At 63.2% G+C, this 19,945-nt stretch carries 21 protein-coding genes; 12 read left to right on the top strand and 9 right to left on the bottom strand.

Features of this window, described 5'->3' with window-relative positions; translation table 11 throughout:
* Positions 1 to 93: 93 nt before the first annotated feature.
* The 5 genes from LB553_RS04620 (at position 94) to LB553_RS04600 (ending at position 4,113) form a co-directional block, all read left to right on the top strand.
* The gene (locus LB553_RS04620; RefSeq protein ID WP_224511068.1) at positions 94 to 876 is read left to right on the top strand and encodes a formyl transferase; all 783 of its coding nucleotides are present in this window, start codon (positions 94 to 96) and stop codon (positions 874 to 876) included.
* Between the two features lie 135 nt (positions 877 to 1,011).
* Positions 1,012 to 1,314, top strand: a complete 303-nt coding sequence (locus LB553_RS04615) for a virulence factor (RefSeq protein WP_041003951.1) — start codon at positions 1,012 to 1,014, stop codon at positions 1,312 to 1,314.
* Positions 1,307 to 1,906 carry a methylenetetrahydrofolate reductase C-terminal domain-containing protein gene (locus tag LB553_RS04610; protein ID WP_224511066.1) on the top strand — a complete coding sequence of 200 codons (600 nt, stop codon included), beginning with the start codon at positions 1,307 to 1,309 and terminating at the stop codon, positions 1,904 to 1,906. The genes LB553_RS04615 and LB553_RS04610 overlap by 8 nt, the downstream gene beginning before the upstream one ends.
* Complete coding sequence (locus LB553_RS04605; protein ID WP_224511063.1) at positions 1,903 to 2,997, top strand: methylenetetrahydrofolate reductase; 1,095 nt, start codon at positions 1,903 to 1,905, stop codon at positions 2,995 to 2,997. The genes LB553_RS04610 and LB553_RS04605 overlap by 4 nt, the downstream gene beginning before the upstream one ends.
* 141 nt (positions 2,998 to 3,138) lie before the next feature.
* Positions 3,139 to 4,113, top strand: coding sequence for a methyltetrahydrofolate cobalamin methyltransferase (locus LB553_RS04600; protein ID WP_095764928.1), 975 nt, complete (start codon positions 3,139 to 3,141; stop codon positions 4,111 to 4,113).
* Positions 4,114 to 4,192: 79 nt separating this feature from the next.
* On the opposite strand, the gene LB553_RS04595 is transcribed toward LB553_RS04600, so the two are convergent.
* The gene (locus tag LB553_RS04595) at positions 4,193 to 4,435 is read right to left on the bottom strand and encodes a hypothetical protein (protein WP_224511061.1); all 243 of its coding nucleotides are present in this window, start codon (positions 4,433 to 4,435) and stop codon (positions 4,193 to 4,195) included.
* Positions 4,436 to 4,524: 89 nt separating this feature from the next.
* Between LB553_RS04595 and LB553_RS04590 the strand changes: the two genes are divergently transcribed.
* Positions 4,525 to 6,594, top strand: coding sequence for an ASKHA domain-containing protein (locus LB553_RS04590; RefSeq protein WP_224511059.1), 2,070 nt, complete (start codon positions 4,525 to 4,527; stop codon positions 6,592 to 6,594).
* A gap of 110 nt (positions 6,595 to 6,704) precedes the next feature.
* Here LB553_RS04590 and LB553_RS04585 read toward each other — a convergent pair whose 3' ends face one another.
* The gene (locus tag LB553_RS04585) at positions 6,705 to 7,727 is read right to left on the bottom strand and encodes an acyltransferase family protein (RefSeq protein WP_224511057.1); all 1,023 of its coding nucleotides are present in this window, start codon (positions 7,725 to 7,727) and stop codon (positions 6,705 to 6,707) included.
* 338 nt (positions 7,728 to 8,065) lie between these two features.
* On the opposite strand from LB553_RS04585, the gene LB553_RS04580 reads away from it, so the two are divergent.
* The 3 genes from LB553_RS04580 to LB553_RS04570 all read left to right on the top strand — a co-directional run bounded on the left by LB553_RS04580 (position 8,066) and on the right by LB553_RS04570 (position 9,511).
* A complete protein-coding gene (locus LB553_RS04580) occupies positions 8,066 to 8,251 on the top strand; it encodes a hypothetical protein (protein ID WP_181174730.1) in 186 nt (61 codons plus the stop codon).
* A complete protein-coding gene (locus LB553_RS04575; protein WP_224511054.1) occupies positions 8,251 to 8,400 on the top strand; it encodes a hypothetical protein in 150 nt (49 codons plus the stop codon). Before LB553_RS04580 ends, LB553_RS04575 begins: the two co-directional genes overlap by 1 nt.
* 148 nt (positions 8,401 to 8,548) lie before the next feature.
* Positions 8,549 to 9,511, top strand: a complete 963-nt coding sequence (locus LB553_RS04570; RefSeq protein WP_224511053.1) for an alpha/beta hydrolase — start codon at positions 8,549 to 8,551, stop codon at positions 9,509 to 9,511.
* A 1-nt stretch (position 9,512) separates the two neighbouring features.
* On the opposite strand, the gene LB553_RS04565 is transcribed toward LB553_RS04570, so the two are convergent.
* Positions 9,513 to 10,412, bottom strand: a complete 900-nt coding sequence (locus LB553_RS04565; RefSeq protein ID WP_042645025.1) for a LysR substrate-binding domain-containing protein — start codon at positions 10,410 to 10,412, stop codon at positions 9,513 to 9,515.
* Positions 10,413 to 10,633: 221 nt separating this feature from the next.
* On the opposite strand from LB553_RS04565, the gene LB553_RS04560 reads away from it, so the two are divergent.
* The 3 genes from LB553_RS04560 (at position 10,634) to LB553_RS04555 (ending at position 12,545) form a co-directional block, all read left to right on the top strand.
* Positions 10,634 to 10,819 (top strand): hypothetical protein, encoded by a 186-nt coding sequence (locus tag LB553_RS04560; RefSeq protein WP_095764923.1) that lies wholly within the window; start codon positions 10,634 to 10,636, stop codon positions 10,817 to 10,819.
* A gap of 347 nt (positions 10,820 to 11,166) precedes the next feature.
* Positions 11,167 to 11,301, top strand: coding sequence for a hypothetical protein (locus LB553_RS30460; RefSeq protein WP_263483928.1), 135 nt, complete (start codon positions 11,167 to 11,169; stop codon positions 11,299 to 11,301).
* 305 nt (positions 11,302 to 11,606) lie between these two features.
* Complete coding sequence (locus LB553_RS04555; RefSeq protein ID WP_263483932.1) at positions 11,607 to 12,545, top strand: GlxA family transcriptional regulator; 939 nt, start codon at positions 11,607 to 11,609, stop codon at positions 12,543 to 12,545.
* Between the two features lie 20 nt (positions 12,546 to 12,565).
* Here the strand turns inward: LB553_RS04555 and LB553_RS04550 are convergent, their stop codons facing one another.
* The 6 genes from LB553_RS04550 to LB553_RS04525 form a co-directional block, all read right to left on the bottom strand.
* Positions 12,566 to 13,357: an ABC transporter ATP-binding protein gene (locus LB553_RS04550; RefSeq protein WP_224511048.1), complete on the bottom strand. Its 792-nt coding sequence runs from the start codon at positions 13,355 to 13,357 to the stop codon at positions 12,566 to 12,568.
* On the bottom strand, positions 13,354 to 14,130 hold the full coding sequence (locus LB553_RS04545; RefSeq protein WP_411962156.1) for an ABC transporter permease: 777 nt from the start codon (positions 14,128 to 14,130) through the stop codon (positions 13,354 to 13,356). Before LB553_RS04545 ends, LB553_RS04550 begins: the two co-directional genes overlap by 4 nt.
* Positions 14,131 to 14,191: 61 nt before the next feature.
* Positions 14,192 to 15,142 carry an ABC transporter substrate-binding protein gene (locus LB553_RS04540; RefSeq protein ID WP_224511047.1) on the bottom strand — a complete coding sequence of 317 codons (951 nt, stop codon included), beginning with the start codon at positions 15,140 to 15,142 and terminating at the stop codon, positions 14,192 to 14,194.
* 112 nt (positions 15,143 to 15,254) lie between these two features.
* Positions 15,255 to 16,100: a DUF1194 domain-containing protein gene (locus tag LB553_RS04535; RefSeq protein WP_224511045.1), complete on the bottom strand. Its 846-nt coding sequence runs from the start codon at positions 16,098 to 16,100 to the stop codon at positions 15,255 to 15,257.
* A 78-nt stretch (positions 16,101 to 16,178) separates the two neighbouring features.
* Positions 16,179 to 17,120, bottom strand: coding sequence for a phosphoribosylaminoimidazolesuccinocarboxamide synthase (locus LB553_RS04530; RefSeq protein ID WP_224511043.1), 942 nt, complete (start codon positions 17,118 to 17,120; stop codon positions 16,179 to 16,181).
* A gap of 132 nt (positions 17,121 to 17,252) precedes the next feature.
* A complete protein-coding gene (locus tag LB553_RS04525) occupies positions 17,253 to 19,814 on the bottom strand; it encodes a GcvT family protein (protein ID WP_224511042.1) in 2,562 nt (853 codons plus the stop codon).
* Between the last annotated feature and the right edge of the window lie 131 nt (positions 19,815 to 19,945).

Here is a 19,945-nt window from a genome sequence, read left to right as displayed (position 1 = left end):
CGGGCGCTGAAACGCCTGACTGAGGGTTTTGGGCACACCAAGGATTAACCCGCTCCGCATAGCATGCGCCCGATTTTTTAGCGGGTGCTTGCCGTGGCAGCGTCGGAATCGAGTACGCGACCAATTGTGGTCGTCACTGAAGGTGGCCCGCATATCTGGGCCATCGTCAATGCGCTTGCCGACCGCGTCGGTCCCGTCAGCGTCATCCTCGAATCCGCTGAATCCAAAAAGCGCCTGCTCATCGGCCGCGCGCGACGCCAGGGCTGGATCTCGGCCATCGGCCAGCTTGGCACGATGGTGTTGACGAGACTCGGCAAGCGGTTCCTGGCCGGTCATGCCGAGAGGCTTATCGCCGAGGAGAAGCTCGCGACCGAGCCGCGGCATGGCCAGACGATCATTCATGTGCCTTCAGCCAACGGGCCGGAATGCCTGAAAGAAATCAACAGCATCAAACCCGGCGTCGTGCTGCTTGCCGGCTGCAGGCTGCTGTCGAAGGATACGCTGGCAAAGATGCCTTGCCCGGTGCTCAACTATCACGCCGGCATCGCGCCGAAATATCGCGGCATGAATGGCGGCTACTGGGCGCTGGCCTGCGGCGATCGAGGGAATTTCGGCACCACCATGCATCTGGTTGATGCCGGTGTCGATACCGGCGGCGTGCTGAAGCAGGCACGCGGCAGGCCAAAGACCGGCGACACGATCGCCAGCTACGCGCTGCGGCAGGCCGCCTTTTCGCGCGATATATGCGTCGAGGCGGTCGGCAATGCGCTGGCCGGCAGACTGGAAACGATCGATCCGGGCCTACCGTCGAAGCAATGGTATCACCCGACGATCTGGTTCTACCTCTGGACCGGCCTGACCAAGCGCGTCTGGTGATCAGCCGGCAACCGAATCCAGCATTCGCTTTGCGTCATGGCCAGCGTCGCTTTTGAAGGCGCGCGCGTCGTCCCATAACAAGCGGCTCAACCACGCATGCGGCAATGCTCCATGACTTCGAGGAGTTGAGAATTCATGGCCGATCTGATCGTCGTCTACTGGCGCGACATCCCAGCCCAGGTCATCGTCAAGAAGGGCCGGCAGAACGCCAAGCGCGAATTGCCGCTGCGCTTCACTGAGGCGATCGACATGTGCGCCATGCGCACCGGCGCTGGCGGCACCGACGACTATCTGGCGGAATGGCGCAAGGCCGACCCGGTCCCGGTCGGCGACGACATCGAGGCCGAGGTCGAGAAAGCCTATCAGGAACTCGACGCGAAATATGACCGCGAGCGGCTGGTCGCTCTGGTCAAGGCTGGCGGGAAAGAAAATGTCTGACAAGCAGCCGACGGTTACCCAGGCCACCTTGGTCAAAAAGGCAGCGCCGAAATCCGACTACAAGCCCGCGGACGTGTCGCCGCAGCGGCGCGTCCAGCGCACTTTTGCCGTCAGACTCTGGTCCATCCGGCACTCGCGACTGCTCGAATGGTTCTACAGCCGGTTCGCCGATGCCTTCCTGCTCCTGCATCCTCTGTGGAAGGGCATCGGCTACAGCCGGGTCGAAGCCCCGGTGAAATTCATCGAGAAGCGCGTCAAGGGCTTCATGTTTGACTGCCGTATGTGCGGTCAATGCATCCTGTCGTCGACCGGCATGTCGTGCCCGATGAACTGCCCGAAGCAGCTTCGCAACGGCCCCTGCGGCGGCGTGCGCGCCAACGGCAATTGCGAGGTCGAGCCGGACATGCCTTGCGTCTGGGTCAAGGCCTGGGAGGGCTCGCGCAACATGGTGCATGGCGACAAGATCCTGGCCGTGCAGAAGCCGGTCGATCAGTCGCTGCGCGAAACCTCGGCATGGCTTAGGGTGACGGCGCAGGCCGCCGCAGCGCGTGAAGCCGCCCAGAACCAGCAGAACACCGGAGCTTCAGCATGAGCGTCCGCCACCAGCGCGACGAGAACCCGGCCGGCATCCACCTGCCGCTTGAGCCCCTGCCCGGCCACACCTCGCGCGGCCGGCTGGAGCGCGTGCTGCGCCGCGGCGAGTTCGCGGTGACGACCGAGCTCAACCCGCCCGACAGCGCCGATCCCGAAGACGTCTACAACCGCGCCAAGATCTTCGACGGCTGGGTCGACGCCATCAACGCGGTCGATGCCTCGGGCGCCAACTGCCACATGTCCTCGGTCGGCATCTGCGCGCTGCTCACCCGCATGGGCTACGCGCCGATCATGCAGATCGCCTGCCGCGACAAGAACCGCATCGCTATCCAGGGCGACGTGCTGGGCGGCGCCGCGATGGGCGTCGCCAATATGCTCTGCCTCACTGGCGACGGCGTGCAGGCCGGCGACCAGCCCGGCGCCAAGCCGGTGTTCGACCTTGATTCCATGTCGCTGCTCGAAACCATCCGCATCATGCGTGACAACGGCAAGTTTCTGTCCGGCCGCAAGCTGACGACGCCACCGCAGGTTTTCCTCGGTTGCGCGGTCAATCCCTTCGCGCCGCCCTACGACTTCCGCCCGATCCATCTCGGCAAGAAGATCGCCGCCGGCGCGCAGTTCGCGCAGACGCAGTATTGCTTCGACGTGCCGATGTTCAAAGCCTTCATGCAGAAGGCGCGCGACCTCGGCCACACCGAAAAGCTCTTCCTGCTCTGCGGCGTCGGCCCGCTCGCTTCCGCCAAGACCGCGAAATGGATCCGTTCCAACGTGCCGGGTATCCACATCCCCGATGCGGTGATCAAGCGGCTGGAAGGCGCGCAGGATCAGAAGAAGGAAGGCAAGCAGCTCTGCATCGACATCATCAACGAGGTGAAGGAAATCCCGGGCGTCGCCGGCGTCCATGTGATGGCCTATCGCCAGGAGGAATATGTCGCCGAGATCGTCGATGAATCCGGCGTGCTGAAAGGCCGCCAGCCCTGGAAACGGGAGATCCGCCGCGACGATCAGATCGTCGCCGAACGGCTCGACCACATACTGCATGACGAGATTACCGAAACCCAGGTGGATATGGTGAAGACCGCGCACTGATGTATGTCGCCCAAAGCGGGAACCGGTTTGGTGCAACGACACACATGAACTTAAAATCTAAGAGCGCGGACGGCACGCATTCACTTGAACCAAATCAGATAACGATATAAAGAAGTCTTTATATCCCGACGGAGAGATTGCATGACCCGCACCATCGTCGCCTCGGCGACCCGAGAAATCGTCATCGGCTTCGACCAGCCCTTCTGCGTGATTGGCGAGCGCATCAACCCGACCGGCCGCAAGAAGCTGGCCGCCGAAATGGTGGCCGGCAATTTCGAGACCGTCATCAAGGACGCGCTGGAGCAGGCCGCCTGCGGCGCCACCATGCTCGACGTCAATGCCGGCGTCACAGCCGTCGACCCCAATGCCACCGAGCCGGCGCTTCTCGTGCAAACGTTGGAAATCGTGCAGGGCCTCGTCGACCTGCCGCTGTCGATCGATAGCTCGGTCAGCGCCGCGATCGAGGCCGCGCTGAAGGTCGCCAAGGGCCGTCCGCTGGTCAACTCCGTCACCGGCGAGGAAGAAAAGCTCGAGGCCATCCTGCCGCTGGTCAAGAAATACAACGTCCCGGTCGTCGCCATCTCCAACGACGAGACCGGCATCTCGATGGATCCGGACGTCCGCTTCGCCGTCGCCAAGAAGATCGTCGAGCGCTGCGCCGATTTCGGCATCCCGGCGCATGACGTCGTCGTCGACCCGCTGGTGATGCCGATCGGCGCGCTGGGCGATGCCGGACGCCAAGTGTTCGCGCTGCTGCGGCGGCTCCGCGAAGAACTCAAGGTCAACACCACCTGCGGTCTCTCCAACATCTCCTTCGGCCTGCCGCACCGCCACGGCATCAACGCCGCTTTCATCCCGATGGTGATCGGCGCCGGCATGACCTCGGCAATCATGAACCCGGTCCGGCCGCAGGAGATGGAAGCCGTGCGCGGCGCCAATGTGCTCAACGGCACCGACGAGAACTGCACCAACTGGATCCGCACCTACAAGGATTACAAGCCGGCCGAAGGCGGCCAAGCGGTTGCGGCTCCAACAGCCGTCAATGCGCCCGGCGAAGGCAACGGCAATGGCGGCCGTCGCCGCGGCGGCCGCGAAGCCCGCATGGCCAGGGGGTAAGCGCGCAACCGTGAGCCCCACCGCAAACAATGCTGGTCCGATCGCATCGCGGATGCGCTCGGACAGCTCTGCTTTGCGTTCAGACCACGCCCGATATGGCGTCGAACAACGCCATTCCCGCCCACGATCCGAAGATGCCCGTCACGCCGCCGACGATGAAATCATCGTCATGGGCGGGCCAGTACGCGTGCAGCAGCAGCGCACCGACAATCGCGCCGACAATCCCGGTGGCGAGGTATTGCGGATTGCGCAGCCACGAGCCCTTGATCACGCGCACCATGGTGAACGCGGTGAAGATGGCGGAGAGCAGCAGATCCGACATGGTTGGCCCCTGGACCAACGGACTCTCCGCCCAATAGTAAAACGATCCGTTAAACGGCATCGGCAATTGCCATCGAGACACATGCCAGCATGAATCCTCCCCCCAACATCACCGATCCGCTCGTCCTGTTCATGCCGTCGGGCAAGCGCGGCCGGTTCCCGGTCGGCACGCCGGTCCTCGATGCGGCGCGCCAGCTCGGCGTCTATGTCGAAAGCGTGTGCGGTGGCCGCGCCACTTGTGGGCGCTGCCAGATCGAAGTGCAGGAAGGCAATTTCGCCAAGCACAAGATCGTCTCGTCCAATGACCACATCTCGCCCAAGGGCGCCAAGGAAGAACGCTACGAGCGCGTGCGCGGTCTGCCCGAGCGGCGTCGCCTCTCCTGCTCGACGCAGATCCTCGGCGACCTCGTCATCGATGTGCCGCAGGACACGGTCATCAACGCGCAGACCATCCGCAAGGACGCCGACACCAGGGTGATCGCCCGCGATACGGCGATCCGCATGTGCTATGTCGAGATTGAGGAGCCCGACATGCACAAGCCCCTCGGCGATCTCGACCGGCTCAAGATCGCCCTGATGAAGGACTGGGGCTTCAAGAATCTCGAATTCGACTTCTATCTCATGCCGCAGGTGCAGGGCATCCTGCGCAAGGGCAACTGGACGGCCACCGCTGCCATCCACAAGGATGCCGACAGCGACATCGCGCGCGTCATCGCGCTGTGGCCCGGCCTGAAGAACGAAGCCTACGGCCTTGCCTGCGACATTGGCTCGACCACCATCGCCATGCATCTGGTGTCGCTGCTGTCGGGCCGCGTCGCCGCATCTTCCGGCACGTCCAATCCGCAGATCCGCTTCGGCGAGGATCTGATGAGCCGCGTCTCTTATGTGATGATGAACCCGGACGGCCGCGAAGGCATGACGGTCGCGGTGCGCGAGGCGGTATCCGGCCTCGTCGACAAGGTCTGCGCCGAAGGCAACGTCCAGCGCGCCGACATCCTGGATTCCGTCTTCGTCGGCAATCCGATCATGCATCATCTGTTCCTCGGCATCGATCCGACCGAGCTCGGCGGCGCGCCCTTCGCGCTTGCCGTCTCCGGCGCCGTGCGCATCAAGGCGTCCGACATCGGCCTGAAACTCAACCAGGGCGCGCGCCTCTATATGCTGCCCTGCATTGCCGGCCATGTCGGCGCCGATGCTGCCGCCGTAACCCTTTCGGAAGGGCCGCATCGCCAGGACGAAATGATGCTGATCGTCGACGTCGGCACCAACGCCGAGATCGTGCTCGGCAACTCGGCGCGCGTCGTCGCGGCCTCCTCGCCTACCGGCCCGGCCTTCGAGGGTGCTGAGATCTCCGGCGGCCAGCGCGCGGCGCCCGGCGCTATCGAGCGCGTGCGCATCGATCCGGACACGCTCGAGCCGCGCTACCGCGTCATCGGCTCGGAGCTGTGGTCGGATCAGCCGGGCTTCGCCGAAAGCGTGCAGGCGACCGGCGTCACCGGCATTTGCGGTTCGGGCATCATCGAAGTGATCGCCGAGATGTACCTGTCGGGCATCATTTCCGAGGACGGCGTCGTCGACGGATCGCTCGGCATGCGTTCGCCGCGCATTGTGCCGAACGGCCGCACCTTCTCCTACGTGCTGAAGGAGGGCGAGCCGAAGATCACCATCACCCAGAACGATGTGCGTGCCATCCAGCTTGCCAAGGCGGCGCTCTATGCCGGCACCAAGCTGTTGATGGAAAAGCAGCACACCGACCATGTCGACCGCATCCATTTCGCCGGTGCCTTCGGCTCCTTCATCGATCCGAAATACGCCATGGTGCTCGGCCTCATCCCGGATTGCGACCTCGACAAGGTCTCGGCCGTCGGCAACGCCGCCGGCGCCGGCGCGCGCATGGCGCTGCTCAATCGCGGCTATCGGCGCGAGATCGAGGAGACGGTGAGCAGGATCGAGAAGATCGAGACGGCGCTTGAGCCGAAATTCCAGGAGCACTTCGTCTACGCCATGGCGTTGCCGAACAAGGTCGACCCCTTCCCCAAGCTGGCGGCCGCGGTGAAGCTGCCGCCGCGCAAGACGGTGGGCGAGGACGGCGCCGCCGGCGATGCCGCCCCTCGCCGGCGTTCGCGCGAGGAACGCGCGGCACGGCGCGGCCGCGGCTAGAGCATGATCCCGAAAAGTGGAAACCGGTTTTCGGAGAAGATCCTGCTCCAACAAAGAGTTAGATCAGGATGGCGAGTCAACGAAACGTCATCCCGATCTAACGTTTCAGCTCATTCCGCGGCCCCTGCGGCCGCGGCATTGGTTGCCTTGACGGCGCTCTTGGGACGTTGCGGATGCAGCAGCCCGATCAATGGTTTTTCAACGATCAGATAGAGCATCGCCGAGAGGGCAAGCGTGGCGACCAGGATCGGCGCCGGCTGCAACGCTGCCGGCAGGCCGGTCCTCAAGACGACGCCAGTCGTCAGGACGCCGACCACGACATGCCACAGATAGATCGAATAGGACGCATCGCCGAGAAATGTGGGCAATGCAGCCGGCTTGAACGGCCGCGCCCGCTCGGCAAAAACCGCGCCCGCCACGATCAATGCGGCCGGAAGTCCCCAGCGCAAGGCACGCGGCAAATCGGCATCGAATAGTGAGCCGGCCGCAAGGAGAAGAAATCCCGCGCCAGCCATCGCCAGCCCCACCCCGAGCGGCAGCCTGGCACCTTGCAACCACAAGCGCCCGACAACGACGCCGGCCGCGAACTCGATCACGACGGGATCGGTGAAGGCATGCGCATATCCGGCCGGACGGACGAAATGCAGCGCGACGATGGCGACAAGCGCGCCGGTGAGAACGCCGAACCGCCACCGCTCGCCCAGGAACAGGACAAGCGTGAAAACGAGATAGAACATCATTTCATAGCAAAGCGTCCAACCCTGTATGACGATGGGATGCAGCGCGCCCTCCTGCAGGACCGGCAGGAAGAACAGCGAGCCCAGGAAATTCGGGACACTGAAGAAATGGCCGTAGAAGAATTGCGGCTTGAGCACGATGCCCGCCGCGGTCAGCAGCGTGACGATCCAGTAGAGAGGCACGATGCGGGTGATCCGGCGTCCCATGAAACGCCAGGGATCGGCCGGCCTGCCGGCCGTCGTCACCCACATGATGAAGCCGCTGATGACAAAGAAGATGTCGACGCCGGCTGCCCCGACGTCGAGCGGACCGCCGAACTGCTCGCTGACGTGAAAGCAAACGACCGCGCAGGCGGCGAGGCCGCGCAGATATTGGATACTATGTATGCTCGTCACGATGCCCTGACCCGTATCGCATCATGCTGCGATGCACATACCCCACGCCGCATTGCACAATAACAATGCAGCCGCTCGCCTCTGTCAACCACCGATGGCAGCTATTCGGATTGAAACGGGCGCGCCGGTCTGCCCAATCATTTGAATGCAAATGTTTCCGGATCCGCGGGATCTCGAAACCGAAACGCTGTTTTCGCGAAATCGACCCGATACATGCGTGACGCATTTAGCGGCCATCGCATGGCGGCTGAAGATTATGCACATCGCCCAAAAGCGCTTCGCGGCTTTGGGACAAAGACATGCAACTTCGGCTGCCACGCTCTTCAAGGGAGATGAAAATGTCGATGTTTGGAAATCTCAGCCGCTTCGGTGTCACCATCAGGCAGGCTCATGCCAGGAACAAGGCGATCCGCGCGCTCAACGATCTGCCGGCGCATGTCCAGAAGGATATCGGCTGGCCGGCCTCGCCGCCGAGCGACCCGCAGGCAGCCCTTCACGCGCTGCTTCTAGGCACGCCGCGCTGATGACCTTCGCCGACAAATGCAAGCTGCTCGGCAAGCGCCGGGGCCGCAATACGGCCCTGGCTGCCGGCGACAACAAACTGCGCGCGGCGCTGCGCTGGAGCAATGCCGGGAGAAGTGCGCAGCTGTTGGGCTCGGCGACGCAGCCGTAGCCTTCCGTTCGAATCGCGCAAACAAGGAACTCCCACCGTCGCAACGCCGATGCGCCAGCGGCTAAACCTTGACATTTTTAACTGAGGTACAATCTTGGAATAGCGGGGGAACTCTCTTAGTCGGCTCTGCCGAAATGCGTGTATCCGCATGCCCAGCTTGAAAAGCCATCTCGTTTCGTTCGTTCTCAGGCACAGCCGCAAGAAGGCGTTTTCCAGTCCCGAGAACCTGCACCGTTGGATCGCCTACGCCCGCAAGACCGAAGACCATCGTCCGCCGGCCTTGCTCAAGGCGCGGGTAGACATCACCGAGACCGAAATCGACGGCTTTCCCGTCTATGAGATCGCGCCGAAGGCGGGCGAGCGCCGGCGCATCCTCTACATGCATGGCGGCGCTTACGTTTTTCAGATCACCTCCTACCATTGGGGGCTGATCGCCGAGATGGCCGAGCGTCTCGGTTTCGGCATCACCGTGCCGATCTACCCAATCGCGCCCGAGCACGATTTCCATGACATGTTCGGCATGGTCGGCAACGTCTACCGCCGCATGCTCGATGAGACCGAGGCCGAGGACATCATCTTCATGGGCGATTCCGCCGGCGGCAACATGGCGGTCGTGCTGACCATGATGGCGGCCGAGGAAGGCCTGCCGGCACCGTCGCATCATGTACTGATCTCGCCCGGTCTCGACGTTTCGCTTGCAAATCCCGAAGTCTTCGAGGCCGAGCGGCAGGATCCATGGCTGGGCATTCCGGGTGGGCTGGAAGCGGTGCGGCTCTACAGCGCCGGTTTCGACCGCAACGACTGGCACATCAGCCCGCTTTACGGCGACTTGTCCGTGCTGCCGAAGACGCTGCTGCTGACCGGTTCACGCGACATGCTGACACCAGATAATCTCATCTTCGCCGAACGCGCGCGCGCTGCCGGCGTCGAGGTGGACGTGGTCTATGAGGAAGGCATGTTCCACGTCTGGCCGCTGATCGAGATGCCCGAGGCGCGCCGCGCGCGCGACAGCATCGTCGACTTTCTCAGCGTTCCCGCAGCCCTCCGGACTCGCGCCCGGCGCAGGACAAAGGCTGATTTCGCAGCCCGGCCCGCACCGGCGGCTGAATAGCTCAGAACTTGCCGGTCTCGCGGAACAGTTCGAACGTCGCCCGGATGTGGTCGGCCACGGCCTTCACCGGCGCGCTCGCATCGGGCGCCACCACCATGGCAAGGTTGTAGGTGCCGATCTCGGGCATGCCGTCCTTGGCGCCCAGCGAGACCATCTCGTCGCCGAGGAAGGACTTCGGCAGCGGCGCCACCGCGAGGTCGGCCATGATCGCGGCACGCTGGCCGGCCGTGTGGGCGCTCATATAAGCGATGCGGTAGTTGCGGCCCTCGCGTCCAAGCGCTTCCAGGGCGCCGGCCCGCCAGGCGCAGCCTTCTTCCCACAGCGACACCGGCAGCGGTTCGCGCAGATGCGCGCAGCCGCCCTTGGCCCCGGCCCACACGATCGGCTCGGTCAAAAGCACCTCCGCGCCGACCGCACTGGTCTTGTAGGAATTGGTGAGCAGCGTGATGTCGAGCGCGCGGTCGTCCATGCGCCGGCGCAGATTGATGCTCTGGTCGATGGTGACGTCGACGGCGATCGACGGATGCGACTGGGCGAAGCGCTTCAGCACATGCGGCAGCACACGCTCGCCGTAATCGTCGGGGGAACCGAGCCGTACCACGCCCACGATGTCGGGGATGATGAACTTCGACACCACCTCGCGGTTGATCGACAAAAGCCGGCGCGCGTAGCCGAGCAGCATCTCGCCATCCGTGGTCAGCGTCACCGAACGCGCGTCGCGCGCGAAGACGGAACGGCCGAGGATATCCTCCAGCTTCTTGATCTGCATGGAGACGGCCGATGGCGTGCGGAACACCGCATTGGCGGCGGTGGTGAAGCTGCCGGTCTCGGCAATCGCCACGAAGGTGCGCAGCACATCGAGGTCAAGCAGCGGCAAAGGATGATTGAGCGGGGCGTTCATGGCAGCCTGCCTTCAAATTTTCTGATGCAATCCATCATTCCATTTCGTTTGATTGAACATCACTCCAGGCGCATAGTCAACTCGATCGATACAGGATGCTGCCAAAAGCAGCCATGAAACGACCCTGACACAGTCCTGCAATCGACGTGAAATGAAGCTGAAACAGACTTGGTTTAACGCAATGACGGGCGCCCCTCCCTGCCCGCATAGAGGAGAAAGAAATGTCTATCCTGTCTTCCATCGGTCGGCTTGCGACCGAATTCAGCGCGGCCCGCGCCCGCTACCAGACCGAACGCGCCATCCATGCGCTGCCGATCGAACTGCAGAAGGATATCGGCTGGCCGGAAGCCGCAGATGCCAAGACCGGCTTGCGCCTCGGTGTTGGAAGCTGGGCCGGAGCGAAGTAACCGAGTGTGTATGAAGTTCTGAAGGCCTGCCGCGTCAGCTCGGCAGGCCTTTTTGTTTATGGCCTTTTGTTTGCATTCAAACCACTTTTCCGGCCATGCGGCTGCTGCATGACGCATATGAGCCATCCGCATAGCGGGTTAACAAACCAACCAACCCACCGAAAATAGTGGAAAATTTTGGGTACGCTGCCCAAGGATGTCGCAAGCCATGTCGCTTTTCATATCAAGCGCTTCGCTTTTGCGATTTAGATTTTGCTGAACTGAGCCTATATCACCGTCAGCCAAAACGAGCTGCCCCACTCCATTAAGCGAAGGCGACCCGTCTGAGCAACCAAATGGAGATGATGATGAAGCTCTTTGCCCGCCTGTTCACCCGCCGTGAAATGAACCTGACAACCGCTATGGAACGTCAGCGTCTTGCCAAGACCATGCCCGGCCAGACCGGCGCCATGGCTGCTGCCCGCCTCGGCTTCGTCGCCTGAGACAATTCGGCATGCTGAATTCCAACGCCGCCCGGCTTGCCGAGGCGGCGTTTTCATTTGGGCATTGCCACCTGACGTCGGCGAAGAGCCGCCCTGCAGTTGCACGAATTGCCCATTTGCGACCCGTGTCGCAAATTTAATCTTCACTTAGCCGCCTACCCGATTGACAGGAATGATTTTTCCTGTTGTCGCTATGCTGTTCGCGACATCCTGTTCGCGTCATGGCTGCGTGAGGTTTCCCCGTGAATGCCGTAAAGCATCCGATCAAGAGATCGTTTGTATTCTTCCTCATTCCCGATTTTACGATGATCGCCTTCGCGACGGCGCTGGATCCGCTGCGCTCGGCCAACAGGATGCTCGGCTATGAAGCTTATCGCTGGCGGCTGGCCAGCATAGACGGCAAGCCGGTGCGCGCCTCGAACGGCGTCGAATGCGCCGTCAACACCTCGCTCGAGGAAGAGCGCAAAAAGATGGCCGGGCCGGATCGGCCGAACATGGCGATCGTCTGCAGCGGCATCAATGTCGAGCGCTACCACAACAAGTCGGCCTTCGCCTGGCTGCGCGAGGAATACAACCGCGGCGTCGCCGTTGGCGGCCTGTGCACCGGCGCCCATATCCTGGCCGCCGCCGGCCTGTTGTCCAACAAGCGCTGCGCCATCCATTGGGAGAACCTGCCGGGCTTTTCCGAGGCATTCCCGAAGGCCAATGTCTTTGCCGACCTCTTCGAGGTCGACCAGAACGTCTACACCTGTGCCGGCGGCACCGCCGCGCTCGACATGATGCTGAAGCTGATCGGCGACGATTTCGACGAGAGCCTCGTCAATCGCGTCTGCGAGCAGGTGCTGACCGACCGCGTGCGCAGCCCGACTGACCGCCAGCGCCTGCCGCTGCGCGCCCGCCTGGGCGTTCAGAACTCGAAGGTGCTCACCATCATCGAGCTGATGGAAGCCAACCTTGCCGAGCCGCTGTCGCTGATCGAGATCGCCGACCATGTCGATCTTTCCCGCCGGCAGATCGAGCGCCTGTTCCGCACCGAGATGGGCCGCTCGCCCGCCCGCTATTACCTGGAGATCCGGCTCGACCGCGCCAGGCACCTGCTGATCCAGTCGTCGATGCCGGTTGTCGAAGTGGCGGTGGCCTGCGGCTTCGTCTCCGCCTCGCATTTTTCCAAATGCTACCGCGAGCTCTACGCCCGCTCGCCGCAGCAGGAGCGAGTCGACCGCAAGCAGCTGCTGGCGGCTTAAGCAGGCAGAGGCGCAGTCGTCTAGGCGGACTGCGTCTGCGCTGTCCGCATCGCCTCGATGCGGACGTCTTCGGTGAGTTGCGCCTTCAGCGCGGAGAATTCCGGGCTGGTCTTCAGCGTGTAGTAGCGCGGATGCGGCAGGTCGACCGGCACGTCCGATTTGATGCGGCCGGGCCGGGCGCTCATCACGATCACCCGCGACGCCATGAAGATCGCCTCCTCGATGTCGTGGGTGACGAACAGCACGGTCTTCTTGCGCCGCTCCCAGATGCCGAGCAGCAGTTCCTGCATCAGCCCGCGCGTCTGGTTGTCCAGCGCGCCGAACGGTTCGTCGAGCAGCAGGATTTCGGGATCGTTGGCCAGTGCCCGCGCGATCGCCGTGCGCTGCTGCATGCCGCCCGACAGCTGCTTGGGCCAATGGTTCTCGAAACCCCTCAGACCGACGAGATCGATATAAGAGGCGACGATCTCGTTGCGCTCGCGCTCGGGCCGGCCTTGCTCGCGCAGGCCGAAACCGATGTTTTCGGCAACCGTGAGCCAGGGAAACAGGGTGTAGGACTGGAACACCATGCCGCGGTCCGGGCCCGGCCTTGTGACCGCCTTACCGTCGAGCAGCACGCGGCCGGTACTCGGCGCCTCCAGTCCCGCGACGATCCTGAGCAGTGTCGACTTTCCGCAGCCGGATGGCCCGAGGATGGTGATGAAGTCATTGGCCGCGACCGCGAGGTCTACTGGCTGCAGCGCCTGCACCGGTTGCCCGCCCCCGACCCCGGCAAAGGTCCGCGAGACGCGCTCGATCAGAAGCTTGCTCATGCCAGGCTCCAAGGATAGAGCCAGCGGTTGAGCGCCTTGAAGGCAAAATCGGACAGAAGCCCGATCAGCCCGATGACGATGATGCCGAAGATGATCTGCCCCGTCGCCAACCGCGACTGGCTGTTGATGATCATGTAGCCGATGCCTGACGACGAGCCGATCAGCTCGGCGACGATCACATAAGTCCAGGCCCAGCCCAGCACCAGCCGCAGCGTTTCGGCGATCTCCGGCGCGTTGGCCGGCATGATGACGCGCTTGACGATGCCGTTGTCGGTCGCACCCAGCGTATAGGCTGCCTCGACCAAGTCCCGCCTCGTGCTGCCGACCTTGACCGCGACGATCAGGATGATCTGGAACACCGAGCCGACAAAGATAACCAGGAGCTTTTCGAGTTCGCCGATGCCGGCCCACAGGATGAGCAGCGGAATGAATGCCGACGCCGGCAGGTAGCGCGCAAAGGAAACGAACGGTTCGAGGAAGGCTTCGACCGGCTTCCAGGCGCCCATAGCGATGCCGATCGGCACCGCGAAGATCGACGCAAGCACGAAGCCGCCGAAGACGCGCCAGATCGTGATCAGGATATCGAGCCAGAACCGGTCTTCGACGAGCAGCCGCCAGCCGTCCTTCAGCATCGACAGCGGATCGGCGAGAAAGATCCGGTTCACGTGGCCGCCTAGCGTGATCCACGCCCAGAACGCCACGAACAGCACAAAGAAGGCGATGCCGAGCGCGGTTCGCGTGCCCGGCGCAACGGGATGCAAGGGACGCAGCATCAGGAAAAGTCCATGAGAGGAGGGATCGGCGGCCGGGCGCCACCGATCCGGCGATGCGCGATCAGTTGGCGACCGCGCTGGTGTCGGCGAGCGTCGTCACGTCGGGCGCTTCCTTGATCAGCCCCATCTGCAGCAGGAGCTCGGCGGCCGTTTTGGAGAAGTCCTGGAACTCCTTGGTGAAGAACTGCTTGTTCTCCGCCTTGTCGGCCCATTTCAGATACTTGGCCGAAGCCTCGAACTCCTTGGCCGACTGCTTCACGTCGGCGCCCATGATCTCATAGGATTTCTGCGGATCCTTCTTGATCATGTCGAGCGCGTCGAAATAGCTGTCGGCGAGGGCCTTGGCGGCATCGGGATTGGCCTTAAGGAAGTCCGGCGTGCAGCCGACCGTATCCATCACCATCGGATAATCGAGCGTGGTCGCCAGGATGTGGCCCTGGTCGGCCTTGTCGCGCACGGCGGATATGAAGGGCTCGTAAGTGACTGCGGCATCGTTTTGGCCGGCGAGAAAGGCTTGCGCCGCCGCATCCGGCTCCAGGTTGACGATGGTGACGTCCTTGGTCGACATGCCGTTCTTGTTCAGCACCCAGGCGAGCAGGAAATAGGGCGAGGTTCCAGGCGCGGACGAAGCGACGTTCTTGCCCTTGAGATCGGCGACGCTCTTGATGTCGTTGCGCACGACGATGCCGTCGGCGCCGTAGGATTTGTCGAGCTGGAAAATCTGCTTGGTGGTGACGCCGCTGGCGTTCCACACCATCCAGGTCTCGACGGTGGTCGCCGCGCATTGCAGGTCACCGCTTGCGATGGCCAGTGGACGGCTCGCCTGCGGCACTTTCTTGAGCGTGACGTCGAGCCCGTGCTTTTCGAAAAGCCCGGCCTGCTTGGCCAAAGTCAGCGGCGCGAAACCGGTCCAGCCGCTGATGCCGATGGTCAACGACGTCGCCGCCATCGCCGGCGCGCTAAGCACGGCGGCCGCGGTCAGCGCCGCCGCGAAAATGGAGGTTCTTTTCATTGTGGTTCCCCTTTTATGGTGAGCCCGAATTGTCTCACAGACCCCAAAAGGCTTGTCAATGAAGCAGAAGCCGCACCGGACGATGGTTCTCCTTGAGGGGCTTCTCGATTGCTCACGGCGTGCCCCAGCCGCGGTTGCGCCACATCTTCTCGCCCACCAGGCAGTCTGCTGCCGGCCCGTCGTCGGCGAGTACGACCGGCGGGTGCGCTGCCTCTTCGGCCGCCCATTGCGGTGAAGCCGGGCCGGCAAGCTCCAGCACCAGCTTGCGGCGGATCGCTTCGGGAAACTGCGTCCAGTCATTGACCGGGATCATGAAGGCGCCTGGTCCGCCGATGACGCAGTCGCTGTAATAGCGGTCGAGATTTTCGACGTCGAAGGCGCCGCTGAACCCGCCGCGCGTCATCAACGGCAGCCCGTTGATGGTGATGCCTTGCTTGACCACCTCGTCGCGCGTGAGATTGACCGGCGCGCCCTGGTTGTTGGGCCCGTCGCCGGAAACGTCGATGACCCGCTTCGTACCCTGGAAACCGCTCTCGGCGAACAGATCGCTGCCGAAGCTCAGCGCGCCGGAGATCGAGGTCCGCCGGGCGCTGTCCGGCGGCCGGGCATTGAGATGCGCCACCACCTTCTCGGCATCGTCGCGATTGGCGATCACCGTCCACGGCACGATGACGCGCTGCCAGGTCGTGCCCGCCCATTCGACATAGGTGACAGCGATCTTGCCATAGGCGCCGTCGGCGATGGCCTTCAGCACGTTGTCATGCGTCAGCGCCGCGGCGTAGCCGTGACGCTGGATCTCCAGCTCGGCCGGCGACATCGAAAGCGAGACATCGACCGCCAGCACCAGCTCGACATCGACCGGTTCGGCGGGAGAAGCTGCCGGCGTCAGCCAAAGCGCCAGCGCCAGGGCGGCGGCACCGGCTGAGACGATATGCCTTGCGCGGGCATAGGCGGACATGGAGGAAGGTTAGGCGAAAATCGCCGCGCGCAAAAGCCGGGAATTTCCCGGCGTTGGATTTCCGCCGGCGTGGATCTTTTAAAAATATCGCGCGAGATTCGAACGGATGCGCTCCAGCACCGTATCTCCCGAAAGGTCGGGCACGAATTTGGCGCCCGTGATCGCTTCATAGGCCTGGATGTAGATCGCCGAGGCCTGGTTGACGATCTCGTCCGGAATTTGCGGGATCGGATCGTTGTAGGGATCGCACCGCGCTGACACCCATGAGCGGACGAAATCCTTGTCGAAACTCTGCGGCCGCCCGCCGCTTGCGAACGCCTCGTTATAGCTCTGCGCGATCCAGTAGCGGCTGCTGTCGGGCGTGTGGATTTCGTCCGCAAGTACGATGGCGCCGTCCGGCGCGGTGCCGAATTCATATTTGGTGTCGGCCAGGATCAGGCCGCGCTCGGCGGCGCGCTGCTGGCCGCGAGCGAACAGTTGCAGCGCATAACGCGATACGGTGTCCCACTGCGCCTGCGTAAGCAGCCGCTGTTCGATGATCTCGGCCTCCGACAGCGGCTCGTCATGGCCGCCGCTGGCGGCCTTGCTGGTCGGGGTGATGATCGCTTGGGGCAGCTTTTCATTGTCGCGCAGCCCATCGGGAAAGGTGTGACCGTAAAAGCTCCGTTCGCCCTTCCTGTATTTGGTGAGGATCGAGGTGCTGGTGGTCCCCGCCAGATAGCCGCGCACCACGATCTCGACCGGCAGCATGTCGAGCCGCCTGCCGACGACGACATTGGGGTCGGGATATTCCAGCACATGGTTGGGGCAGATGTCGGCGGTTTCCTCGAACCAGTAGCGCGCCGTCTGCGTGAGGACCTGCCCCTTGAATGGGATCGAGGCCAGGATCGTGTCGAACGCGCTCAGACGATCGGTGGCGATGATGATGCGGCGCCCGTCCGGCAGATCGTAATTTTCGCGCACCTTGCCATTGTAGCGATTGGGCAGTTCGGGAATGAAAGCGTCGGAGAGGATGCGCATGGGACACGTAGCTTTCGCGGGCTTCTGATCGGGCCACATAAGCCGCTGGCCGCCTGTACATCAAGCCAAGCACGAAGGCCTTCCGAGGAAGGCCAAAGCTTTTCCGATCAGTTGCCGCTATCGCGCCGGCCGTCAGCTCCTCGGCTTGAGGTTCTCCGGGTCGTAGAGCGGCTTGTAGCCGACACCGGCCACCTCGACCGGATAGGTCTCACCAAAATACTCGACCTGCAGCTTGCGGCCTTCCTGGCAGAAGGCCCAGGGCAGATAGGCCAGCGCGATGTTCTTGCCGATGGTTGGGCCGTAGGCGACCGAAGTGGTGAAGGAGCGGCGGCCGAGCTCGTCGACCAGCGTCTCGCCGGTCGCGGGATCCTGCACCGGCATGGTGCCAACCGGATAGCGCGCGACGCCCTTGGAATCGGTGTTCTCGGTCATCACCAGCGTGCACAGCATCGCCGGCTGGTGCGCGCGGGCGCGATATTCCAGGTGCTTGGCCTTGCCGCAGAAATCGTTCTCCTTGACCTTCGGACGGGCGAGGTCGGCCTCGAGAAGGTTGTACTCGGTCAAAAGGTCGGCGTTCTGCAGCCTGAGGCTCTTTTCCATGCGGCGCGTGTTGGCGTAGGTCTCGACGCCGAACGGCATGACGCCGGTGGAGCGCAGCGCGTCCCAGACGGCCAGCCCATCCTCGTAGCGCATATGCAGTTCCCAGCCCTGTTCGCCGACATAGGAGATGCGGAACGCTGTGACGTCCTTGCCGCCGATCTTGATCGGCTTGATCGCGGCGAACGGGAAATTCTCCGGCGTCAGCCCGTTCGGATCCTCGACCACCTTCTGCAGGGTCGTGCGCGCATTCGGTCCCCAGATACCGATGGTGACGTATTTCTCCGTCACATCGGTGACGGTGGCATCGAAACCTTTGTCGTGCGCGGTGCGCTGCATGTAGCGGAAGTCGCGCGGGCCGGCGTCGGCGCCGTCGATCACCCGGCAGCGATCGGCCATGCGGATCACCGTGAAGTCGGCGCGCACCATGCCCTCCTCGTCGAGGAAGTGGGTGTAGATGCCCTTGCCGATATTGTTGTCGCCGCCGATCTTGGCCGCGCACAGCCACTCGAGTAGCGCGACATGATCCGGTCCCTCGACGTCGTACATGGAGAAGTGCGAGAGGTTGACGATGCCGCAATCCTCGCTCATCGCCAGGTGCTCGGCATTGGAGACGCGCCAGAAATGGCGGTTGTCCCACTCGTTCTCGCGCACCGGCACGCGGTTGCCGTACTTCTCCAGCAGATGCTCGTTGGCCGCGTAGCCATGGGCGCGCTCCCAGCCGCCTAGTTCCATGAAATAGCCGCCGAGCTCCTTCTCGCGCTCATAGAACGGCGAGCGGCGGACATTGCGGCCCTTGGAGAAGGGCTCGCGCGGATGCACCGCCGGATTGTAGACCTTCATCGCCGTCTCGGTGCAGCGGTCCCAGATGAACTGTTCCTGCATCTGGTGCGGATAGAAGCGCGAATAGTCGATCGCGTGATGGTCGATCGACGTGCGGCCGTCGGTCATCCAGTCGGCGATCAACTTGCCCATGCCCGGGCCGTCCTTGACCCAGATGGCGACGGCGTACCACAGGCCCCTCACCTTCTGGCTTTCGCCCATGGATGGACCGCCGTCGGTGGTCACCTGCAAGAGGCCGTTGAAGGAATGGCCTTCATTGTAGCCGAGTTCGCCGAGGATCGGCGTCAGTTCCATGGCGCGCTCGAGCGGCGCCATGATCTGCTCCATGTCTAGGTCGCGCTGCGAGGGCGACAGCCGCGCCTGGTCTTTTTCCAGAAGATCGCGCGGGTGGCACAGACGCGGATTGGTCTCCTCGTAATAACCCCATTCGATCTGACCGCCCTCGGCGGTCTTCGGATCGCCGGTGTCGCGCATATAGGCCGAGTTGCCCTGGTCGCGCAGCAGCGGCCAGCCGATCTCCTTGCCGGTGCCGGCAAACTCGTTGTACGGCCCGAAGAACGTCAGTGGATGGTCGATCGGCATGACCGGGAGGTCCTCGCCGACCAGCGCCGCGGTGAGCCGGCCCCAGATGCCGGTACAGACCACGACATAATCGGCCTCGATCGTGCCGCGCTCGGTCACCACGCCCTTGATGCGGCCGTTCTCGACGACCAGCTCCTTGGCCGAGGTGTTCGCGAAAGCCTGCAGCTTGCCCGCGGCAACCCCTTGGTCGACCAGCTTGCCGGCCACCGTCTGCGAGCGCGGGATGACGAGGCCGGCGTCGGGGTCCCACAGGCCGCCTTGCACCAGATGCTCCTCGATCAGCGGGAACTTTTCCTTGATCTCGGCCGGCTCGATCAGCCGCGCGCGGGTGCCGAAGGATTTTGCCGAGGCGATCTTGCGCTTGATCTCGTCCATGCGGGCGTCGTCGCCGACGCGAGCGACCTCAAGGCCACCGACGCGGGCGTAGTGGCCCATCTTCTCGTAGAAATCGATCGAGTAGAGCGTCGTCCAGCACGACAGGAAATCGTGGCTGGTCGTGTAGCAGAAGTCCGAGGCGTGTGCCGTCGAACCGATATCGGTCGGGATACCCGACTTGTCGATGCCGACGATATCCTCCCAACCGCGCTCGATCAGGTGATGGGCGACGGACGCGCCGACAATACCGCCCAGACCGACGATGACGACCTTCGCCTTTTTCGGAAACTCTGCCATTGCCCGCGACTCCAAAGGGATAAAGCGGGCGGGACTATAGGGCGGAGCGGTAGGGTGATTGAAGCCTGTTTGCGACATTAGAAAAATGCCGAGCGACCCTGACAGCCGAACGCGCCTGGCTCGGGCTGTTA

Source organism: Mesorhizobium sp. CA8 (assembly GCF_020164955.1).
In the GTDB taxonomy this organism is placed as follows: domain Bacteria; phylum Pseudomonadota; class Alphaproteobacteria; order Rhizobiales; family Rhizobiaceae; genus Mesorhizobium.
This window is presented reverse-complemented; position numbering and strand designations above follow the sequence as displayed.